General features: G+C 56.7%; 12 protein-coding genes. 10 read left to right on the top strand and 2 right to left on the bottom strand.

The genetic code is table 11. The features are described 5' to 3' along the window. Positions 1–100 precede the first annotated feature (100 nt). The 10 genes from KEHDKFFH_RS04850 (at position 101) to KEHDKFFH_RS04895 (ending at position 15,106) form a co-directional block, all read left to right on the top strand. Entirely contained in the window at positions 101–952 is an 852-nt protein-coding gene (locus KEHDKFFH_RS04850; protein WP_198412747.1) for a sensor histidine kinase, read from the top strand. A 2-nt stretch (positions 953–954) separates the two neighbouring features. Next, positions 955–2,328 carry a response regulator c-di-GMP phosphodiesterase, NosR family gene (nosR, locus tag KEHDKFFH_RS04855; protein WP_104321090.1) on the top strand — a complete coding sequence of 458 codons (1,374 nt, stop codon included), beginning with the start codon at positions 955–957 and terminating at the stop codon, positions 2,326–2,328. Continuing rightward, positions 2,325–2,855 carry a response regulator gene (locus KEHDKFFH_RS04860; RefSeq protein ID WP_104320874.1) on the top strand — a complete coding sequence of 177 codons (531 nt, stop codon included), beginning with the start codon at positions 2,325–2,327 and terminating at the stop codon, positions 2,853–2,855. The genes nosR and KEHDKFFH_RS04860 overlap by 4 nt, the downstream gene beginning before the upstream one ends. A gap of 11 nt (positions 2,856–2,866) precedes the next feature. Further along, positions 2,867–3,541, top strand: coding sequence for a GTP-binding protein (locus KEHDKFFH_RS04865; protein ID WP_104320875.1), 675 nt, complete (start codon positions 2,867–2,869; stop codon positions 3,539–3,541). Next, a complete protein-coding gene (locus KEHDKFFH_RS04870) occupies positions 3,528–4,685 on the top strand; it encodes a sensor histidine kinase (protein WP_104320876.1) in 1,158 nt (385 codons plus the stop codon). Before KEHDKFFH_RS04865 ends, KEHDKFFH_RS04870 begins: the two co-directional genes overlap by 14 nt. After that, positions 4,686–6,932, top strand: coding sequence for an ATPase, T2SS/T4P/T4SS family (locus KEHDKFFH_RS04875; RefSeq protein WP_104320877.1), 2,247 nt, complete (start codon positions 4,686–4,688; stop codon positions 6,930–6,932). Beyond that, positions 6,925–10,566: a PAS domain S-box protein gene (locus KEHDKFFH_RS04880; RefSeq protein ID WP_104320878.1), complete on the top strand. Its 3,642-nt coding sequence runs from the start codon at positions 6,925–6,927 to the stop codon at positions 10,564–10,566. The genes KEHDKFFH_RS04875 and KEHDKFFH_RS04880 overlap by 8 nt, the downstream gene beginning before the upstream one ends. Continuing rightward, on the top strand, positions 10,559–11,008 hold the full coding sequence (locus KEHDKFFH_RS04885) for a response regulator (RefSeq protein WP_104320879.1): 450 nt from the start codon (positions 10,559–10,561) through the stop codon (positions 11,006–11,008). Before KEHDKFFH_RS04880 ends, KEHDKFFH_RS04885 begins: the two co-directional genes overlap by 8 nt. A 12-nt stretch (positions 11,009–11,020) precedes the next feature. Next, the gene (locus KEHDKFFH_RS04890; RefSeq protein ID WP_104321091.1) at positions 11,021–13,885 is read left to right on the top strand and encodes an EAL domain-containing protein; all 2,865 of its coding nucleotides are present in this window, start codon (positions 11,021–11,023) and stop codon (positions 13,883–13,885) included. A 96-nt stretch (positions 13,886–13,981) separates the two neighbouring features. Then, the gene (locus KEHDKFFH_RS04895; protein WP_104320880.1) at positions 13,982–15,106 is read left to right on the top strand and encodes an HD-GYP domain-containing protein; all 1,125 of its coding nucleotides are present in this window, start codon (positions 13,982–13,984) and stop codon (positions 15,104–15,106) included. A 6-nt stretch (positions 15,107–15,112) separates the two neighbouring features. Here the strand turns inward: KEHDKFFH_RS04895 and fghA are convergent, their stop codons facing one another. Both fghA and KEHDKFFH_RS04905 read right to left on the bottom strand, forming a co-directional pair. Further along, positions 15,113–15,955 (bottom strand): S-formylglutathione hydrolase, encoded by an 843-nt coding sequence (gene fghA, locus KEHDKFFH_RS04900; RefSeq protein WP_104320881.1) that lies wholly within the window; start codon positions 15,953–15,955, stop codon positions 15,113–15,115. Between the two features lie 29 nt (positions 15,956–15,984). Continuing rightward, positions 15,985–16,416, bottom strand: a complete 432-nt coding sequence (locus KEHDKFFH_RS04905; protein ID WP_104320882.1) for a CBS domain-containing protein — start codon at positions 16,414–16,416, stop codon at positions 15,985–15,987. Positions 16,417–16,464: the final 48 nt, after the last annotated feature.

A 16,464-nucleotide genomic window follows, 5' to 3' on the forward strand; every position in this document is an offset into this window, starting at 1 on the left:
ACTTGATCTGGGTCACAAAACTTAAAACTCATTGCAAATGCGTGAAATGTCGACCACCTTTGACCAAAAACAATACTCCAGGGTCAGGCAGGATTCGCCCATGTCCAACGCAGCTATCCCACAGTCCGAAAAAGAATTGATGAACGCCCGGCTTGACCAGGCCAGACGGCAATTGATGCAGTCTGAAAAACTGGCTGCCATCGGCCAGCTGGCTGCCGGCGTTGCCCATGAGATCAATAACCCCGTCGGTTATGTCTATTCCAACCTGCAGAGCCTGGAAAGTTACCTTACAGACCTGTTCCGGCTTACTGATGCAATCGACAGCACAGAGTCATTGGACAGCCTCAGGGCTATCAAGCAGAGCATCGATTACGAGTTCGTGCGAGACGATCTCAACGACCTCCTAGCTGAATCACGGGAAGGCATTGAAAGGGTAAAAACGATTATCTCGGCCATGAAGGATTTCTCCCACATTGAAGAGGAGGAGTTCAAGCCGGCTGACATCCAGCGAGGCATCGAAACCACGCTGAACGTGGTTAATAACGAGCTCAAGTACAAGGCCCAGGTCATCCGGGAATTTGGCGAGCTGCCTCCTGTTGAGTGCATTATCTCGCAGGTCAATCAGGTTGTGATGAACCTGCTGGTCAATGCCGCCCACGCCATCGATGAATTCGGGCAGATCCATATCCGTACCCGGACAGACGGAGATAATGTCGTCATTGAAATCGAGGACACAGGCCAGGGCATTTCCGAGGAAAACCTGAACCGCATCTTTGAACCTTTCTTCACAACCAAACCCATAGGCAAGGGGACCGGTCTGGGCCTCTCTCTGTCGTTCAATATCGTTGAAAAACACAACGGCCGCATCGACGTGGACAGCAAACCCGGTAAGGGCACCTGTTTCCGAATTACGCTCCCGGCCAAACAACCCCAGACACCTGAAGCCGCATGACCATGAACGAATCGGCAACCGGGCCCAACCAGGCCGGGGAATCCCAGGCGATCAGCGCAAAACTGCTGCTGGTGGATGACGAGGATAATATTCTTCGCAGCCTGAAACGGGTGCTGCGCAAGGAGCCCTACGAGCTTGTCACCGCCGGCTCGGGTGACGAAGCATTAACGCTGATGGAAGACCAGCGCTTTGATCTGGTGATTTCCGACGCCCGGATGCCGGGGATGGATGGCCCGACCCTGTTGGCCAACATCAGAAAGCGGTTCCCCTGGTGCATACGGATTCTGTTAACCGGATACGCTGACATCAATTCGACCGTTTCGGCCATCAATGAGGGCCAGATATACCGCTACATCAGCAAACCCTGGGATGACGACGAGCTTCGGCTGATTCTTCGCCAGGCGCTGGCCTTTCAGCAATCCGAACGTCGACGTTTGGCGCTTGAAAAACTAACCCGCAAACAGAACCGTGAGCTCAAGGAACTGAATGCTACCCTCGAAGAAAAGGTTCGTGACCGCACCGCCGAGCTCAAAGAAACCGCCGACATGCTGGATCTTGCTTACCAGGAGCTTCGCCAGAGCTATGTAACAACCACGGAAGTTTTCTCTTCCCTGATTGATAAACGCCTGCCCGCCAACCGCCAGCCGAACGCCAAAGTCATTGCCCTGGTCAAGGCCTTTGCCGACTACCACAAGCTTGATGAAGAACTGAGCCGCAACCTGACAATGGCGGCGGCTCTCTACAACCTGGGCAAGCTCAGTTGGCCGGATGAGCTGTTCACGGCGCCATCGGACCTGCTCAGCAAAGACCAGCGCCTGGAGTACATGAAGTATCCGATGGCCGGAGAGCAGCTGCTCATGGCCCTGGAGCCTCTGCGGGACACCGCCAAAATCATTCGCCACCACCAGGAAAAGTGGAATGGTTATGGCGTGCCGGACCGGCTGGAAGGAAAGGATATTCCGCTCGGGTCACGAATTCTTCGGCTGGCAGTCGATTTCATCGAACTCCAGTACGGGCTGATACTTGAGCGCCGGGTGCCAAGGGATAACGCCATCAAACTGATCAAGCGCTACCGCGATCGGCTGTACGATCCGGAAGTAGCGGATCAGTTTCTGGAAATGGTGATCGAGGTCGCCCCGGACATCGAGCACGAAGATCCGGACGTTCTGGTCCTGGACACACTGCGATTAAAGCCAGGCATGGTGCTGGCGCGAAACCTTTACGCGGCCTCGGGCATGTTGCTATTGAATGAAGGCAAGGTGCTGACATCCATTCTGATCGACAAGCTTGCAGCCTTTGAAAAGGGCGAACCGGACGGCCACCGCTACACTTTGTATGTGCATCGGCCGGAAGAAGATACGGAGACCACCCCATGATCAAGATCCAGCTCGTGGACGACGAGCCCAATATCCTGAGCGCCCTGCGCCGGCTTCTGAAGCCCCAGGGCTGGGAAGTACACACCTACAACACGGTGGAATCCGCCCTGGGCGGCCTGCTCGAACACGATTATGCCGTGATTGTTTCGGACTACCAGATGCCGAGCGCCGACGGTGTCACTTACCTGCAATTTGCCAAGCAACGTCAGCCCGATGCCATGCGCCTGGTACTAAGTGCCCACGGCGATCGAAGCTCGATGATCAAGGCCATCAACCAGGCGGAAGTCTACCGATTCCTGTCCAAGCCCTGGGATGATTATGAGGTGGTGGCATCCATTCAGTCAGCAATCGACCTGTATCGGCTGAAACTGGAGAACCGGCAGTTGCGCGAAGAGGTGGATACCCAGAAGGCGATGCTCCGTGCACGGGAGCAGGAACTGTTGAGACTGGAAACCGAAAACCCCGGCATAACACGGGTACACCGTGATACAGACGGCTCGGTTCTGATCGGTGACCATGACGGATAGCGATATCGCCAATGCCTGATTTCGATGCGGACGACAACAAGCTGACGCTCAAGGTGGTATTTTACGGACCAGCCCTCAGCGGCAAGACCACCAACCTGATGCAACTCCATTCCCTGCTGAATCCGCAGCGGAAGGGGGAGCTGATGGTGCTCGAAACCCGTGACGACCGCACTCTGTTCTTCGATATGCTGCCCATTGGTCTGCGCGGTAATTCCGGGCTGGACCTGCGCCTGAAACTCTATACCGTGCCGGGACAGGTACAGCACGACAGCACCCGCAAGGCGGTGCTTTCGCGGGCGGATGGCGTTGTCTTCGTTGCTGATTCACAGCCCTCCCAACAGGACAACAATGCAACCGCCTTCGGAAACCTGGAGGAAAACCTGGAAAAGGTCGGGCTGGACATCGACACCCTGCCCATGGTGGTTCAGTTCAACAAGCGGGATATCCCCGGAGTGGTGGACGAACAGGACCTGCAGACACGCTGGGCCTCAACCCCGTGGGCCCCGCTGGTCATGGCCTCGGCGCTTCAGGGCAAAGGGGTGATCGATACCTTCAGGCTGCTGCTGGACCGGCTGTATACGGTCATCAACGGGGAATACGATCTGGAGATGCTGCACAGCATCGACCGACACACGTTTATTGAAGGCCTGAGTGCCAACTACGGGGAACGTCATGCGCACCTTTGAAGACGATCCTTCCCTTGAGGATTTGCTCAGTCCGGAGCAGCGGGAGCGCCTGGAACGACTCCTGAGCGACCTGTGCACTGAACCCGTCAGGCTGACTGAGCAGAAATCGGAAGGTTCCGTGCCGGTGGAGTTCAACCTGGAGACCATCGGCTGGCTATCCGGTGGCTCGAGGGATGAACGGCGGGCCGCGGCAAACCTGATCGGATTTATCATGATGTTCGTGGCCAAGTATCGACTGGCGGCCAACCTTCATCATGACACCACCGAAGCCAGCTACGCCGAACTGCAGCGTCAGAACGAAGCTTTGAAAGCCTCGGAAGCCCGATACCGTGAGCTGTCGGAGCAGCTTCAGGACAAAGTGGATGAGCAGGTCAGGGTCATACAGAAAAACCAGCAGGAGCTGTTCGAGAGTGCACGGCTGCGGTCGGTCGGTCAGCTGGCGGCGGGTGTAGCCCACGAAATCAACAACCCGATCGGATTCATCAGCAGTAACCTCAGGGTGGCGCGAGATTACCTGGAAGACCTTCGGGAGATGGTTCCGGCCTCACCAAACAATCAGGAGTTGCTCGACGACTTCCGGGATCTGCTCACCGAATCCATGGACGGCACAAGTCGAGTTGCGGGTATCGTTTCGGACCTGAAAACCTTTTCAAGCATAGATCAGGCTGACTATTCTCTATGCAGGATCAATGAGTTGCTGAAAAGTGCGGTCCATCTGGTGCAGACAGAATATAACCACAGCCTGCAGATATCCGAGCGCCTGGCCCAACTTCCCGCCGTGACCGGCCATCCCTCCCGGCTGTCCCAGACCTTTTTCAATGTACTGGACAACGCAGCCCAGGCGCTCAGGGATACAGATCAGGAGCCAGCGCAAGGGCGCATTCTGGTTCAGTCCAGACTGGAGGGGGACACTATCCAGGTTGTCATCCAGGACAACGGTTGCGGCATTTCAGAGGCCGACCGGGGACGGGTTTTCGATGCATTCTTTACCACGCGACCCGTGGGATCAGGCACTGGCCTTGGTCTCACTGTAGCCCGGGACACCTTGCGGGCTCACAAGGGCAATGTGCAAATTGACAGCCGCCCCGGTACAGGCACCCGCGTGACACTCACAATTCCCATGCAAGGCGCCCAGGAATCCTAAATGGCAAAACGCTACGCATCCCTTTTTCACAGTGAGGAATCCCAGAGCGATCAGGGCAATGCTCCGGAGACCAAAAAAGCCCCCTACCGGCTCCTTCTCGTGGATGACGAGCCCAATATCCTGGCCTCGCTGCGCAGGGTCTTCCAGCGTGAGAATTACGAACTTCTCTTTGCCCGCAGTGGCGAAGAAGCCCTTCGCATTATGGAAAAACAGCCGGCAGAGCTGATCATGACCGACTTCATGATGCCGGGAATGAACGGTAGTGAACTGCTTCGGGAGGTCCGGGAACGCTGGCCCCAGACCATTCGGATCATGCTCACCGGCCATGCCAATACCGATGCTGTAATGGGTTCCATCAAGGACGGGGCGGTTTACCGGTTCATCCTGAAACCCTGGAATGACGACGACATCCGGCTAACCATCGCTCTGGCCCTGGAACAGTATGAGCTGATTCAGCGCACTCGCGCACTGGAACAGCAAACCAAAAAACAGAGCCGGGACCTGGAGACCATCAGCAAGCTGACCGCGACCAACCGGAGCCAGTTGGCGATCCTGCTGCACAAGAAAGGCTGGCTGAACCCACAACAGATTCAGCAACTGCATCGGGAAATGCAGAGCCAGAAAACGCCGGTGGTCCGGCAGTTGCTCAAGCACGAATGGGTGGACTTCCGGAAAGTCTTCGAACTCTTGCGGGACGAAATGCTGTTTGAGGAAATCGATCTGCGGGAGTTCCAGCCCGATCCGAGCCTGTTATCACTGGTGCCCCAGAAGATCTGTACACGCCAACTGGTCTTGCCATTACGCACCAGTGGGCAGCGTCTTCGGCTTGCCATGGTTGATCCCATGGACATCAACCTGATCGACGAGCTCGGTTTCATGACCGGCTACACCATCCACCCCCTGCTCTGTGAAACCTCGCAGATGCAGGCAAAGCTGGCGGAGGTATTTGGAGAAACGACCGATCTGGATGACATCACCACCCGGGTTGGTACCGATGATCCGTATGAAGGTATCGAGATTGTTCTCGACGAGGATTCAGACCAGGAATCCCTGGAACAGCTGCTGGGTAGCTCCGAAGAGCCTCCCGCCATCCGGCTGGTGAATGCCATCATTCTGGAGGCCCTGCGGCTTGGCGCCAGCGATATTCACGTGCATCCCCGCACCAAATCACTGGTCGTGCGCTATCGGATTGATGGGGTGCTGCAGGACAAAATACACATTCCCACCAATCTGTTGATGTCCGTTGTCTCCCGGATCAAGGTCATGGCGGAGCTGGACATTACCGAACGCCGCAAGCCCCAGGATGGGCGCATCACCGTCAAGACGCCCATGCGTATTGTGGATTTGCGGATTTCTACCCTGCCAACCATCAACGGCGAAAAAGTCGTTATGCGGGTACTGGAACGTCAGTCCTCGGCCCAGTCTCTGGAGGATCTCGGCCTCTCGGAGCACAACCTGAAACGGCTGATGCATGTGATCGCCAAGCCCCAGGGCATCATTCTGGCCACAGGCCCTACCGGCAGCGGCAAGACCACAACCCTGTATGCGCTGCTGCAACACAACGCCTCGCCGGAACGAAACTACGTCACCATTGAGGACCCGGTGGAATTTCATGTCGATATGGCCGGCCAGGTGCCGGTGAAAGAGAGAATCGGCCTGAACTTCGCCAGCGTGCTACGGGCGATTTTGCGGCAGGATCCGGATGTCATCCTGCTGGGTGAGATCCGCGACGAGGAAACCGCCGATGTGGCTTTTCATGCAGCCATGACCGGGCACCTGGTGTATTCCACCCTGCACACCAGTTCGGCGGCGGCAACCGTGGCCCGACTGCTTGACCTGGGCCTGAAACCCTTCGTGCTGGCCTCCGCCCTGGAGGCTATTATTGCCCAGCGGCTGGTTCGTAAAATTTGCACTCACTGCCGGGAAGAAACCCCGCCACCGTCTGAGGTTCTCGCTCAACTGGGTCCCGAATTCCAGAACACAGGTCTGGTGTTCTACAGGGGCAGGGGCTGCGAAAAATGCCATAAGGGCTATAAGGGGCGGGTAGCGATTCACGAAGTTCTGACCATGAACGAGGACCTCAGGATTGCGATTACCGAGGGCGCAAGCGCCATGCAGATCGAGACCATCGCCAGGGAGCAGGGCATGAAGGTTCTGCTCGATGATGCCCTTGAGAAACTGCGGGCCGGCCTGACAACGCCGGACGAAGTACTACGGCTACTGGGGCCACAGGTGCTGAATGGTTAGTACTCGCAACCGGGAAATCTTCTGGTTTTGCCTTGCGCTGGCACTGGCAATCTCGCTGGCCTCCGTGGGTGGCGTGATTCTCTATGACTTTTACACCGGAGGCTCAGACAGCCCGGGGAGAATCTCGTTGCATCCTGGTGGAGGGATTCTTGCCATCATTATCAGTGCCACGCTGCTAACACTGCTTTTCCAGTTGCCCAGAGCTGCCACCACCTTCGGTGTTCTTGGACTGCTGGTCGCGATCACCTTCAGCCTGGTGCCGGCACTGCCGTTCGGACCCGGCCTGCAATACACAAAGATCAACCCACTACTGCTGGTCGCGATCGGGTTGATCTTTCTGAGTGCACTGTCCGCGATACACCTGCCCAGGGGCTGGAGGTTCGGGCTGGTTTCGGCGCCCCTTGTGCTCGCCGTTGGCCTCACCTCATTCCTTTCACGCTGGTACCCTCCACTGGCGGCTGCGGGCGTCGGCAGCATTGCGGAGTCGACTCTGGTGGTCAGTCCCCTGCTCATGCTGGTTGGCCTGACCCTGCCTTTTCTTTACCGGATTTATCACCGGGAAATCCCGGTCTACTCCAGGGGGCTCATCCTGGTAAGCATCCTCGGCATTCTGATAACGACGGTTACCTGGCACACCATGAGGTTGCAATACAGCCAGAATCTAAAGCAGCGGGCACAAACCCAGGTCAGCCAACTGGCCGCTGCCACCGCGTCAGCCTTTCATGTAAAACTCGCGCTGGTACGACGGCTTGCTGAACGTTGGGAGGTTCTTGACGGGGCGCCATCGGAACAGCTATGGCAGCAGGAAGTGAGCAGCTACCTGAGAGACTTTCCCGAAATGCGGCTGATCGCTCTGCTGGACCGCAACCTGAATTCTGTTCGCGTAGAGTCCCGAACCCTTGATTATCACGCCTGGCTCGACAGGTTCCTTGCCCAGGAGGAAACCAGGAAATGGTTTGAGCATGTTGTTGACTCCAAGGCACCCCACCTGAGCTGGCCCCTGCCCGACCGGAAAGGCAGGGCACACGCGGTAATCTCTGTTCCAGCGACCCCTGAGCCGGGTAACCCCTGGCCCGTTGTTGCGGTTGTCGACCTCCACCATGTTTATCAGGGACTTACCCAGCAGCAGAACAACACTCTTAACCTGGCGGTGTTCTACGAGGAAGAACTGGTTTATGACACCTCTCCGAACATTCCAGAATCTGAGCAACTACACCTGGCCTCGGCTGTTGTGGAGGCCCACCATGACAACGTCTGGCGGATTGATGCGTACATAGGCCGGGGATCATTGCCACCGGACGAGCTATACCTGCCCCCGCTCATCCTGTTCGGCGGTTTGGGCCTGAGCTTTCTTGTGATGCTGATTCACCTGTTCTGGCGGGAATCCGAGCGCCGATCCGTCGTGCTCACCGAGCTCAACGACACGCTCAACTACCACCTGGAAGAGGAACGTGGCCTTCGCCAGACCAATGAAAAGATTATGGAATTTTCCCGGGATTTGCTGTGTTCCATCAGTCCCGCAGGACGGTTCCTGACGGTCAGCCCCGCCAGTGAAGCCATGCTCGGCTACGCTCCTGAAGAACTGAAAGGCCGACACTATAATCTGCTGCTTCTCACCGAAGACAGGGATTCAACCGTTGAGGAAGTCAGGAAACTCGCCTCGGGCCAGAGCAACAGGGCTTTGGGATTCCGGACCCGTCTCCGGCACAGGGACGGCCATACGGTTACCGTTTCCTGGACTGCCGAATGGTCACGGGAAGATAACGCGCTGTTCTGCGTTGGCCGGGACATCAGTGACGAGCTGGTGGCTGAGACGCTCAGCCGGGAGCGCGACCAGTTCTTTTCACTGTCACCGGACATGTTCTGCATTGTCGACCTGAACAGCCATTTCTTCGAAGTGAATAACACCTTCGTTGAGACACTTGGCTATACCCGGGAACAGTTGCTTGGTACTTCATACCTGGAAGTGATTCATACGGACGATCACCAGAAAGTGAATGACGCCGTCCAGTCCCTGACCGAAGGAGAGGATGTTCACAACCTGTTCATCCGGGCGATCGACACAACCCATAACGAACACTGGCTCCAGATCAATGCCATTCTCAGTGGCGACGATCTGATCTACGTCGTCGCCCGGGACATCACCGAATCACTGGAAACCCAAGAGCGACTCAGAAGCAGCGAGGCCCTGCTCAGCATCGCCGAAAAAACCGCCATGATTGGCGGATGGACCGTTGAAATCCCGCCCGGGAAAGTCGTCTGGACACCGGTCATGTTCGACATATTCGAGGTCCCGCCAGGTGAAGAGCCGGATCTGGAGACAGGCTTGAGCTTCTACACCGACGACTCACGTGCAACCCTCTCAACCGCGATTGATCTATGCGCCAGCACCGGCATCCCGTTTGACGAGGAGGTGCAGTTCCGCACCGCCAGCGGCCGGCTCCGCTGGGGGCGCGCCATTGGTCATGCCGTCAAGAACGAAAAAGGAAAGATCGTGCGACTGCAAGGCGGCTTCCAGGACATTACTGCCTCCCGTCAGGCCATGGACCAGATCAGACGCTACGCTGAACGACAGGCAACCATCTTCGAGAGCATTACCGATGCCTTTTTCACCGTCGACAAGGAATGGCGATTCACCTATGTGAACCGTCGCTCCGAAGAGATCCTCCACAAATCCCGCGAGGAATTGCTCGGCCATAACCTCTGGGAAATTTTCCCGGCAGCGATCGGCACCGAATTCGACGAAATGTATACCCGTGCCATGGAGACCGGCGAGTCGGTCTCTTTCGAGGGTTACTACGCGCCCCTGGACAACTGGCTGGAGATAAGCGCCTACCCATCCGAGGAAGGGCTTGCTGTCTATTACCGGAGTATTCGAGAGCGTAAGGAAGCCCAATGGAAGCTGGAAGAGACCCTGAAAGAACTGGAACGCAGCAACCGGGAGCTCCAGGATTTTGCCTTTGTAGCATCCCACGACCTTCAAGAGCCTCTCAGAAAGATAAGGGCCTTCTCTGACCGGCTTCTGGTCAAATCCGACAAGCTGGGTCCGGACGAGCGGGACTATCTTGAACGCATGCAATCGGCAGCCGCGCGCATGCAATCGCTGATCATGGACCTGTTGTCCTATTCCCGGATAACAACCCGCGCCAAACCCTTTGAAATCTGCGATACCGAGACAATCATCAACGGCGTACTGCAGGACATGGAAACTGCCATCGCCGCAGAGCAGGCGAGCATCAAGGTCTTGCCACTTCCGCCTATTACCGGAGACGCGACCCAGTTGCGACAGGTGTTCCAGAACCTGCTCAGTAACTCCATTAAATTTCATGAACCTGGCAAATCGCCGGAGATAATGATCTACCCTGAGGATATCAGGCAGGATTCCTGGACGCTGGTAGTTACCGATAACGGCATCGGCTTCGATGAGAAGTACGCGGAAAAAATCTTCCATCCGTTCCAGCGCCTGCACAAGCGTGACGCCTACAGCGGAACCGGAATTGGCATGGCCATTGTAAAAAAGATTCTTGATCGGCATGGGGCCAGTGTCCGAGTACAGAGTGCCCCCGGCGAGGGAACCACTTTCCGCATCCGTTTCGGGCCTCACGAAACGGTAGAAGGGGCCAATCATGGATAACATACAAGCGACGACTCCCCTGGTGCTTATCGCCGAAGACGATCCGGACGACCGTATGTTGATTCGCGAAGCTTTTGAGGAGAGATGCCCAAACTGCAGACTGCGTTTTGTCCAGGATGGTGAAGAGCTGATGGCATTTATCGGGGAGAGTCTCTCCGACGCACAGAACCTGTCGCCCTCGGTCCTGCCGGATATGGTCCTGCTTGACCTGAACATGCCACTCAAGGATGGCCGGGAATCGCTCATCGAATTGAGAAATATTGCGTTGTTCGAGCAGGTTCCGACGGTTGTCATGACCACCTCGGAAAGCGATGAGGACAAACAGTTCTGTCTTGCGAACGGGGCCGACGATTATCTTGTCAAACCCTCCAGCTATACCAAGCTATTGGACGCTGTTGAGTCTTTACAGCCGTATTTTTTGAAAAACACGGGCAACCATTAAAACCGTATGATTATGAGTAACAGCGACCCGACCCTTCGCATTCTGCTGATTGAGGATGATGAAGACGATTATCTGATTACCCGCGACTTGCTCAATGAAGCCAGTCCGGTAGCCACCGCGTTAAACTGGCGGGACAGTTTCAGCACCGGTTTGGAAGCGCTTCACACGCTTCATATTGATGTCGCGCTGATCGACCTCAGGCTGGGGCCGGATTCAGGTCTCGATCTAATCAGTCAGGCGCGGGAAGAGGGCATCACCACCCCCTTTATTCTACTGACCGGCCAGGGCGATGATGAGCTCGATTCGCGGGCGGTGGAACTGGGGGCAGCCGACTACCTCACCAAGGGCGACATCGACAGTCATACCCTGATCCGGAGCATCCGCTACGCCATCGATCGGGCCATGGCCAACGAGCACCTCGCCAGCAGCGAGGCACACTACCGTCTGCTGTTCGAGAACAATCCGGCGCCCATGTGTCTTATTGATCCGGAAAGCGGCGGCATACAGTCTGTGAACCGGGCGGCCCAGATACTGTACGGGTACTCAGCGGAAGAGCTTGAAGGCAATGACTGGAGCGTCCTCAGGAAATCCGGGACCGACGCCGATGTCTCCCCAGAGGGGCTGATCCTCAGGCCGGACGGAAAACTGGAGCATCATCGAAACCGGAACGACGAGGACCTGTTTGTTGAAGTCGTTTCAGAAGAGATTGTGATCAACCAGCACAACCTCATTCTCCAGATGCTGACGGACATGACCGCCCAGATTGCAAGCAATCGCAAGCTTCGGCTGATGCAACGATGCATAGAGTCGAGCTCCAACGGCATTGTCATCTGCGACGCCCATGTGCCGGATTTGCCCATGGTGTACGTCAACCCGACCTTTGAGCGTGTCACCGGTTATTCAAAGGAAGAAGCACTGGGCCGGAACTGCCGTTTCCTGCAGGGAGGCGACTCCGATCCCGACAACGCCCAGCCACTGGCCGAAATCAGGGCAGCACTCAGACAGGGCAAGGATGTATCGGCGGTTTTACGCAATTACCGAAAGGATGGAACACCCTTCTGGAACGATCTGTATCTGTCCCCGATCAGGAACCAGGAAGGCAGGATTACCCACTTTCTTGGCATACAGAACGATATTTCAGAGCGTAAATCCGTTGAGAGCGAGCTTGCCTACAACACCAGCCACGACGTGCTTACCCGTTTACCCAATCGGGCTTTGCTGGAAGACCGGCTGACTCAGGCCTGCCAGTTCGCCCATCGTTACGGAAGGACTGTCGGCCTGCTGTTCATCGATCTGGACGGTTTCAAATTGCTGAACGATTCCCTCGGCCATCGGATCGGAGATCAGGTTCTTGTCGAAGTGGCTAAACGACTGGAAGCCATGGTTCGCACGGGTGACACTGTCGCGCGGATGAGCGGCGACGAGTTCGTTATCGTCCTGCCGGACCTGGCCCACGCCAACGATATTATTCTGGTTGTTGAAAATGCCATCAGGGAGCTTTCCCAACCCTATCGGCTTGGCGATGAAAACCTGCATCTGACTGCCAGTATCGGCATATCCGTCACGGACGGCGCTATCGAGAATCCAATGGAGCTGATACAGCAGGCGGACCTTGCCATGTACAGCGCCAAACAGCTGGGTCGAAACACTTATCAGTGGTTTTCTGAGGAGCTGAACACGTCCGCCAGCTACCGGGTCAAGCTGAGAAATGAACTGCAGGATGCCATCGAAAACGACAATCTGACCGTTTATTACCAGCCCGTTATCGATTCCCGAACTGGCCATGCCCGCTCGGTCGAAGCCCTCGTGCGCTGGGAACATGCAACCCGAGGGCTGGTCTCACCGGGAGATTTCATCCCCCTGGCGGAGGAAACCGGGCAAATCGTTGCCCTTGGCAAACAGGTTTTGCACAAAGCCTGCCGTGACATGGTTGAGCTCCATTCTGCCGGCTTCAGGGATTGCAAAGTAGCGGTAAACGTTTCACCGATACAGATTCGCAAAGAGGGTTTCAGCGAAACCGTCCAGGAGGCCCTCACTCGCTCGGGCCTGCCGCCAGAAGCCCTGGAGCTCGAGGTGGTCGAGTCTGCGGTGCTTTACGATACCGATCAGGTTATCCAGACATTGAACGAGCTACGAGAGCTGGGTGTGCGCATCGCCATTGATGATTTCGGTACAGGTTTCTCCAGCCTCAGTTATATCAAGCTGATGCCGGCCAACAAGATCAAGATTGACCGGTCCTTTATCAAGGATGTCATCCAGAGTCGAAGTGATGCTGCCATTACCCAGGGCGTTATCTCCATGGCGCACCATCTCGGGCTGGAAGTGGTTGCGGAAGGCGTAGAAACGGAGGGCCATGCCGTCTTCCTGAGAAAGCATCAGTGTGATCTGCTGCAGGGCTTCGTCTTCGCCAGACCGATGCCTTTTGCAGACCTTAAAACGTACATGAATACCCACGGGGCTGGAGCAGCAAACACCCATGGTGCCGAACTGACCAACCAGAAAACGCTGCTTCTGCTCGATGATGAGGAAAACATTCTTCGTGCGCTTAAACGGGTTTTCCGCAGGGATGGTTACCGCATTCTCTCCACCTCAAGTATCAGCGAGGCGTTCCGGCTACTTGCCGAAAACGATGTACAGGTCATAATCTCGGATCAACGGATGCCGGAAATGTCTGGAACCGAGTTTTTCAGCCAGGTTAAAGCCATCCACCCGGAAACGGTTCGGATTGTGCTGTCCGGCTACACCGACCTGAAATCCGTAACCGACGCCATCAACGAAGGGGCAATTTACAAGTTCCTGACCAAACCCTGGGACGACAGACAGATCCGTGAACAGATTCAACAAGCCTTTCAGTACCATGCAGCCATGCAGACTTGATGTAAGCGTTCACGTAAACCGCTGCTTCAACTGGAGTTGAATCCGGATTCAGAGGTAGACTGTCGCCACTATAAGCAGTATTCAGGAAACTTTGTTTTGACCGAACTTGTCCGAATCGCACCTGGCGCCCTGACCATCGGCCGGCCCCTGCCCTGGAACGTCTACGATGCCGACGGCAATGTCCTTCTGCGCCAGGGTTATGTGATTCAGACCAATTCCCAACTGGAGCAGCTGTTCGAGCGAGGGCGTTTCAAGCCCCGCAAGATTGAGCGCCCCCAGGAGGAAGTCTTCGAGGACAACCGGGAGCGCAATCCCTTTGCTGACTACCCGGATTTGCTGCATTCCCTCGAAGCAACCCTGAACGCCATCACCGAGTCTGACCCCTCGGCACAGAAGCGTCTGCTGGGCCTGGCCCGGATGATTGAGCGCACCTGCACCGAATCCCCGGAAGCCAGCCTGGCCCTGGTTCATCTTTACTCAATCGGGCCGGTCATTCACGAGCAAATCCTGTTTTACGCCATACTGTGCCAGTTCATCGGCCGGCAGTTCGGCCTGGAAGACAACAGGGTTGCCGTGCTCACCGCAGCCGCCCTCACCGCCAATCTTGCCCTTGTGCCCATTGCCGACAAGCTCAATGCCTCCAATACGGTCCTGAACGACGAGCAACGGGGCGTGATTCGCAAACATCCCCAGCGCAGCATTCAGGCCCTCAGGGCCGCCGGCATCGACAACAAGCTGCTGTTGACCATCATCGCCCAGCATCATGAACAGGCTGACGGCAGCGGCTATCCGAAGGGGCTGAGTGGCACTGAAATACGACCGGAAGCTGAAATCCTGGCCCTGGCAGAACGTTATGTGGCAATGATCACCAAACGCGCCTACCGGCAGCGCATGAACGTGGCCAACGCCCGCAAGCTGATTGCCAACCTTGCCGATGGCAAATTCCGCCCGGCCATACCCAAGGCCCTGCTGCAGGTACTCGGCGAGTTCCCGCCCGGCATTCTGGTGCGGCTGGACAATAACGAAGTGGGCGTGGTTACCCGGCGGCCGGTAAGGGCCCGGGGGCCGTTCGTGAAAGCCATTTTCGGCCCCCGCGGCAACCGCTACACCGGCACCTTCGAGCGGGATACCAGCCAGCCGGACTTTGGCATCCAGGCTCTCGAAGAGCCTGAAATCATGCCCTCCATGGACTTCAGTCTGGTCTGGGGCTTCCGCTCCTGAGCCAGCTCACAGACCCAGTGCTTTTGCGTGATGATCGAGGTGATCATCGATGAACGAGGCAATGAAGAAATAGCTGTGGTCATAGCCCCGATGCATGCGCAGGTTGATGTGATGGTGGAACTTCTCACAGGCATCTGCCAGGGCATCCGGGTTCAACTGGCTATCCAGAAACTCGTCCGCCGTGCCCTGGTCGACCAACAGCGGTAAGCGCTCACGGGCGGTTGGAATCAACAGGGTGGCATCCCATTCCTCCCAACTGCGGGGATTGTCCCCAAGATACCCCTTGAACGCTTTCTGGCCCCAGGGACATTCGGTGGGGTTGGCAATGGGCGCGAACGCCGACACCGAGGCATAGCGGCCGGGGTTCTTCAGGGCGCAAATCAGGGCGCCGTGGCCGCCCATGGAGTGACCGCTGATTGAACGTTTGTCCGAAACCGGTAATTCGTCCTCGATCAACTGTGGCAATTCCTTCACCACATAGTCGTACATCCGGTAATGGGGTGCCCAGGGTTGCTCGGTGGCATTGATGTAGAAACCGGCACCGGAGCCAAAGTCGTAACTGTCATCTTCGCCCGGCAGGTTGACCCCACGGGGGCTGGTATCGGGGCACACAATCGCCATGCCCAGTTGTGCGGCGCGCTTCAGGGCGCCGGCTTTCTGCATGAAGTTCTGGTCGGTGCAGGTCAGCCCTGATAACCAATAGAGGACCGGCACCTTGCCCGGCCTGGAGCCCACAGCCACGGGCGGCAGATACACCGCAAACTCCATGTCGCATTCGAGGGTAGCGGAGGTATGCCGGTAGCGGCGGTGCTCGCCTTCGAAACAGACGTTCGTGGATAGGAGTTCCATAGTGTCCTCAATTTTGGGGGAAGTGTGTTTCAGTCCAAGGCACTGGCGTGCTTTGGCGGCTCCAGACCAAAACCGGTGCGTGCCAGCTCGGCCAGGATAGCAGTACGCGTGACTATACCAATCAGTTTGCCGTGATCCACAACAGGGTACACCTTTGGCTTGCCCGCACCGAGGTTCTGGGCAAGATCCACCACCGACATCTCGGCCGAAATAGTCACCGGTTTCCGGAACATGACATCGTCAACGAGCGGGTCGCCCTCGCGGTGATAGCCGCTCACCAGCAGGGCATGGATGCAGTCCTGCTCGGAGATAAAGCCGATGACATGGCGCTGGTCATCAACAACCGGCAGGCCGGTTACGTGGTTGTGGAGCAGCGTCTTCACCACTTTGGTGAGCTGCGTGCCACAACGGATCGGCTCGATGTGGTTCCACATGACATCTGACACTTTCAGTGAACGCATGGGCAGAATCCCTCCCCTTGTTGGATGGTCGCCATTGCTATGAGCATA

Origin of the sequence: Marinobacter maroccanus (assembly GCF_002933275.1) — a bacterium.
Classification (GTDB): Bacteria; Pseudomonadota; Gammaproteobacteria; order Pseudomonadales; family Oleiphilaceae; genus Marinobacter; species Marinobacter maroccanus.

Bases quoted from the DNA above. Each gene is read 5' to 3' on its own strand.
- KEHDKFFH_RS04850 (WP_198412747.1), top strand. From the start codon at position 101: ATGTCCAACGCAGCTATCCCACAGTCCGAAAAAGAATTGATGAACGCC.
- nosR (WP_104321090.1), top strand. From the start codon at position 955: ATGAACGAATCGGCAACCGGGCCCAACCAGGCCGGGGAATCCCAGGCG.
- KEHDKFFH_RS04860 (WP_104320874.1), top strand. From the start codon at position 2,325: ATGATCAAGATCCAGCTCGTGGACGACGAGCCCAATATCCTGAGCGCC.
- KEHDKFFH_RS04865 (WP_104320875.1), top strand. From the start codon at position 2,867: ATGCCTGATTTCGATGCGGACGACAACAAGCTGACGCTCAAGGTGGTA.
- KEHDKFFH_RS04870 (WP_104320876.1), top strand. From the start codon at position 3,528: ATGCGCACCTTTGAAGACGATCCTTCCCTTGAGGATTTGCTCAGTCCG.
- KEHDKFFH_RS04875 (WP_104320877.1), top strand. From the start codon at position 4,686: ATGGCAAAACGCTACGCATCCCTTTTTCACAGTGAGGAATCCCAGAGC.
- KEHDKFFH_RS04880 (WP_104320878.1), top strand. From the start codon at position 6,925: ATGGTTAGTACTCGCAACCGGGAAATCTTCTGGTTTTGCCTTGCGCTG.
- KEHDKFFH_RS04885 (WP_104320879.1), top strand. From the start codon at position 10,559: ATGGATAACATACAAGCGACGACTCCCCTGGTGCTTATCGCCGAAGAC.
- KEHDKFFH_RS04890 (WP_104321091.1), top strand. From the start codon at position 11,021: ATGAGTAACAGCGACCCGACCCTTCGCATTCTGCTGATTGAGGATGAT.
- fghA (WP_104320881.1), bottom strand. From the start codon at position 15,955: ATGGAACTCCTATCCACGAACGTCTGTTTCGAAGGCGAGCACCGCCGC.
- KEHDKFFH_RS04905 (WP_104320882.1), bottom strand. From the start codon at position 16,416: ATGCGTTCACTGAAAGTGTCAGATGTCATGTGGAACCACATCGAGCCG.